Genomic DNA, 4,460 nt, shown 5'->3' on the forward strand with positions numbered 1-4,460 from the left:
GAGTTGCCGGATCGGTCGTTGCCGTTGCTGGCGCCGATGTCGGAGGTCGCCGGGCGGCTGGCCCCGCAGGTCGGCTCCTACCACCTGATGCGCTCCGGCGGTGGCCGTGGCGTGTTGATGGGTGGCGTCCCGGGCGTGTACGCGGCCAAGGTGGTGGTCATCGGCGCCGGTGTGTCGGGTATGAACGCCGCGGCGATCGCGTTGGGTATGCAGGCCGAGGTGCTGGTCCTGGACAAGAACATCGCCCGGCTGCGGGCGGCGGATGCCGACTACCGCGGTCACTTGCAGACGATCGCGTCGAACGCCTACGAGATCGAGAAGGCCGTCATCGACGCGGACCTGGTCATCGGCGCGGTCCTGGTGCCCGGGGCGAAGGCACCGAACCTGATCTCGAATGAGCTGGTGTCACGGATGAAGCCCGGCAGTGTGCTGGTCGATATCGCCATCGATCAGGGTGGCTGTTTCGAGGACTCGCGGCCGACCACGCACGCCGACCCGGTGTACCGGGTGCATGAGTCGATGTTCTACTGCGTGGCCAACATGCCCGGTGCGGTCCCGCACACCAGCACGTACGCGTTGACCAACGTCACCCTGCCGTACGCGTTGGAGCTGGCCAACCGCGGCTGGCGCGACGCCGTCAAGTCCGACCCGGCACTGGCTCTGGGTTTGAACACCCACGCCGGGCACGTCACCTACGGCCCGGTCGCCGAAGCCCACGGCATGCAGGCACTGTCCCTGGCCGAGGTACTGAGCTGACGTCAGACAAGCTGCGGCGGGCCGTGCAGACGTATCTCGACCACCTGTCGGTCGAGCGCGGCCTGTCCCGCAACACGCTGGCCTCGTACCGCCGGGATCTGGACCGTTATCGGGAAACGCTGGCCGCGGCCGGCGTCGGTGATCTCGCCGACGTCACCGCGGCCCAGGTCACCGGGCATCTGGCCGAGCTGCGGGCCGGGTCGCCGGAGCATCCGGCGCTCTCGGCCGCGTCGGCCGCCCGGGCCGTGAGCGCGGTCCGCGGCCTGCACCGTTTCGCCGCCCGCGAGGGTCTCGTGGCGCACGACGTGAGCCGCGAGGTGAAACCGCCGACCCCGCCCAAGCGCCTGCCCAAGGCCCTCGACATCGACCAGGTCACCCGGCTGCTGGCCGTTCCCGGCTCGCTGCGCGACACCGCCCTGCTGGAGTTCCTCTACGGCACGGGCGCGCGGATCTCCGAGGCGGTCGGGCTGGCCGTCGACGACCTGGACCTCTCCGACGACGCGGCGGTCACCCTGCACGGCAAGGGCGGCCGCACCCGGCTCGTCCCGCTCGGCCGCTACGCCCGCGCCGCCCTGGAGGCCTACCTGGTGCAGGGCCGCCCCGAGCTGGTCGTGAAGGGACGCGGCACGCCGGCGGTCTTCCTGAACCAGCGCGGGGGACCGCTGTCCCGGCAGAGCGCCTGGGCCATCCTGCACCGGGCCGCGGCGGCGGCCGGGCTGCCCGTCGAGGGCCCGCACGCCGTGTCGCCGCACACACTGCGGCACTCGTACGCGACCCACCTGCTCGACGGCGGCGCCGACGTCCGGGTCGTGCAGGAGCTGCTCGGACACGCCTCGGTGACGACCACGCAGCTCTACACCCTGGTGACAGTGGACCGGCTTCGCGAGGTGTACGCGACCTCCCACCCGCGCGCTCGTTAGAAGGTGAGCGTCAGTCCCTGCGACACGCCGAACGGCTGACCCCGGTCGGGCGGACCTTTTGGCGTACAGTCGGGCATCGGCTCCGGCTGCGGGTCGAGAGGGGGCTGGGGACGTGAGCGGAAATCATGATCGCGCTGAGGCGTGGACCAATGCCCTGCGCGATCAGCAGAGCTCGCTGGACCTCGGCGCCGACCTCGGCCCGGCCGACCCGACGGCATACACGATGCGCAGGCCGATCCCCGAGCCGATGCCGACCGATCGGCACGGTCCCGCGCGGATCATCGCCCTCGCCAACCAGAAGGGTGGCGTCGGCAAGACCACGACGACCATCAACCTGGGCGCCGCCCTGGCCGAGTACGGCCGCAAGGTGCTGCTCGTCGACTTCGACCCGCAGGGCGCCTGCTCGGTCGGCCTCGGCGTCAACCCGCACAACCTCGACCTGAGCATCTACAACCTGCTCATGCAGGACGACGTCACCGCCGAGGACGTCATCATCAAGACCGATGTGGCCGGTCTGCACCTGCTGCCGGCCAACATCGACCTGTCGGCGGCCGAGATCCAGCTGGTCAACGAGGTCGCCCGGGAGATGGCCCTGGCCCGGGTGCTGCGCACCGTGCGCAAGGAGTACGACTTCATCCTGATCGACTGCCAGCCCTCGCTGGGCCTGCTGGCGATCAACGCGCTGACCATCGCGCACGGCGTGCTCATCCCGCTGGAGTGCGAGTTCTTCAGCCTGCGCGGCGTGGCCCTGCTGCTGGACACCATCGACAAGGTCCGCGAGCGGCTCAACTTCGACCTGGAGCTCGAGGGCATCCTGGCGACCATGTACGACAGCCGCACCACCCACTGCCGCCAGGTGCTGCAGCGGGTCGTGGAGGCGTTCGGCGACAAGGTCTACCAGACCGTCATCACCAAGACGGTCAAGTTCCCGGAGTCCACCGTGGCCGGCGCGCCGATCACCAGCCTGGACCCGGCCAGCTCGGGCGCCCGCAACTACCGCCAGCTCGCCCGCGAGGTCATCGCCGCCAAGGCGGAACGGGGCTAGCTTGCTCTTCGCCCTCGGCGAACCGGTCGCGTTCGTCGCGCTGGTCGGCGCCTTCCTGCTCGGCCTGCTGGTGCGGGCCTTCGCGATCCGGATCACCGCGCGCACGCTGCGCCTGAGTGAACGCCGCGACCCGGTCACGCCGCAACTGCGCGAGGACGTCGACCCGTTCGGCGCGGTCGCGGCCGCTGTGGGCGGCATGGGCTGGGGCAAGACCATCTCGGTGGACGAGGTGCCCCGCTACCACGGCCGGGGCCGCGCGGCGGCGGTCTTCGCGTCCGGGCCGGTGGCGTGCATCGTGGTCGCGCAGGTGCTGTTCCTGGCGTACGTGCTGCTCTTCCCGGACAATCTGCTGTCGGTGCTGAACATGTCCGACGTGCTGCGGGGCTTCACGCTGCCGCTGGGCGAGCAGGTGCTGCTCTGCCTGGCGGTGGGGCTGCTGGCCTTCGGCTTGCTGGCGCTGATCCCGATCCCGCCGCTGGACGGCTTCGGCATCCTGTGGTCGGCGCTGAAGCGGCCCGGGAACGGCGCGCAGCAGATGCGGCTGTGGCTCGAGGAGAAGAACCTCGGCGTGCTGATCCTGCTGATCTGCTGCTTCTTCCCGCTGAGCTACCCGTTCCTGCTGATGATCCTGGACGTGCTCGGCGTCCTCTTCCTGCGCCTGTGGGGCGGACCGGTCCCGCTCTGAGACCGGCGGGTCAGCCGGTCGTGCCGATCCGGTACGACAGCGCGAGGATCTCCCGGAGCGCGGCGGCGTCGGCCTGGTCGACCCGCTTGAGGTAGAGACAGCCCTTGCCGAGCTTGTGCTGCCCGAGGCGTTCCAGCAGGCTCGTGTACTCCTCCATGGCACCGGACAGGTACAGCGTCGTCTGGGCGGCCCGCGGGGAGAAGCTGACCGCGGGAGTGTCGCCCTCACGGCCCGATTCGTAGCGGTAGTGGCGGGAGCCGAAGCCGACGATCGACGTGCCCCACAGCACCGGCGGCTCCCCGGTCACCTCGCGCAGCGTGTCGATCAGCAGCGTCGCATCCCGGCGGCGCTGGTCGTCGCCGATGCCGTTGATGAACGCGCCGACGTCACCGTCGGTCGCCGTCGTCTTGTTGCCGCTGTCCGCCATCGTCGTCTACCTCCCGCCGGATTTTAAGCCCGCGCCGAGCGGAAAAGCGGTTGCCGCCGACGGGTGATCTCCCGCAAGCTGCCTGCATGACGTACTGACGCGCACCACCTCGCCCAGCCTGCCGCGCCCGTACGTCTTCAGAAAGAGCACTCCTTGTCTCAGCACCAGTCTGCCTCCGTCACCGTGTTCGCCTCCGACGGGAGCTGGATCGAGTCCGACGCCGTCACGCAGTGCCACCAGGTGGCCGCCCTCGACGGCATGCTCCACGTCGCCGCGATGCCCGACCTGCACCCCGGCAAGGGCGCCCCGATCGGCGCCGCGATGGCGTCGACCGTCCTCTACCCGCACCTGGTGGGTTCCGACATCGGCTGCGGCATCGCCGTGTTCCCCGTCGACCTCAAGCGGGCCGTACCCGAGCGCCTGGCCGGCCGCTTCCCGGACCTCGACCGGCCGGTCGAGCCGGACGACCCGGCCTGGGCCTCCGTGGACGCCGACATCCCGGCCGGCCATACCGAGAGCCTGGGCACCGTCGGCCGCGGCAACCACTTCGTCGAACTCGCGCGGGTCCGCGGCGTGCTCGACGACGGCCACGCGGCCCGGCTCGGGCTGGCCGCCGGTGACCTCGTC

The 4,460-nt window shown here is 70.7% G+C and carries 6 protein-coding genes; 5 read left to right on the top strand and 1 reads right to left on the bottom strand.

Annotation, left to right across the window (positions count from 1 at the left end; all coding sequences use genetic code 11):
• From AB0C29_RS35490 to AB0C29_RS35505, 4 genes are all read left to right on the top strand, one after another.
• Nucleotides 1-756: alanine dehydrogenase (locus AB0C29_RS35490; protein WP_360829836.1), on the top strand; the 756-nt coding region annotated here is incomplete at its 5' end.
• A gap of 11 nt (nt 757-767) precedes the next feature.
• Complete coding sequence (locus tag AB0C29_RS35495; protein WP_360829844.1) at nt 768-1,676, top strand: site-specific tyrosine recombinase XerD; 909 nt, start codon at nt 768-770, stop codon at nt 1,674-1,676.
• A gap of 112 nt (nt 1,677-1,788) precedes the next feature.
• Nucleotides 1,789-2,721, top strand: a complete 933-nt coding sequence (locus AB0C29_RS35500) for a ParA family protein (RefSeq protein ID WP_203774887.1) — start codon at nt 1,789-1,791, stop codon at nt 2,719-2,721.
• 1 nt (nt 2,722) lies between these two features.
• Complete coding sequence (locus AB0C29_RS35505; protein ID WP_360829838.1) at nt 2,723-3,406, top strand: hypothetical protein; 684 nt, start codon at nt 2,723-2,725, stop codon at nt 3,404-3,406.
• 10 nt (nt 3,407-3,416) lie between these two features.
• On the opposite strand, the gene AB0C29_RS35510 is transcribed toward AB0C29_RS35505, so the two are convergent.
• Nucleotides 3,417-3,833, bottom strand: coding sequence for a DUF1801 domain-containing protein (locus AB0C29_RS35510; RefSeq protein WP_360829840.1), 417 nt, complete (start codon nt 3,831-3,833; stop codon nt 3,417-3,419).
• A 153-nt stretch (nt 3,834-3,986) separates the two neighbouring features.
• On the opposite strand from AB0C29_RS35510, the gene AB0C29_RS35515 reads away from it, so the two are divergent.
• Nucleotides 3,987-4,460, top strand: a 474-nt coding sequence (locus AB0C29_RS35515) for an RtcB family protein (protein WP_360829842.1), incomplete at its 3' end; no start/stop codon positions are given.

Origin of the sequence: Actinoplanes sp. NPDC048791, from assembly GCF_040650095.1 — a bacterium.
Taxonomy (GTDB): domain Bacteria; phylum Actinomycetota; class Actinomycetes; order Mycobacteriales; family Micromonosporaceae; genus Actinoplanes.

Coding starts and splice junctions, on each gene's coding strand:
- AB0C29_RS35510 (WP_360829840.1), bottom strand. CDS start 3,833: ATGGCGGACAGCGGCAACAAGACGACGGCGACCGACGGTGACGTCGGC.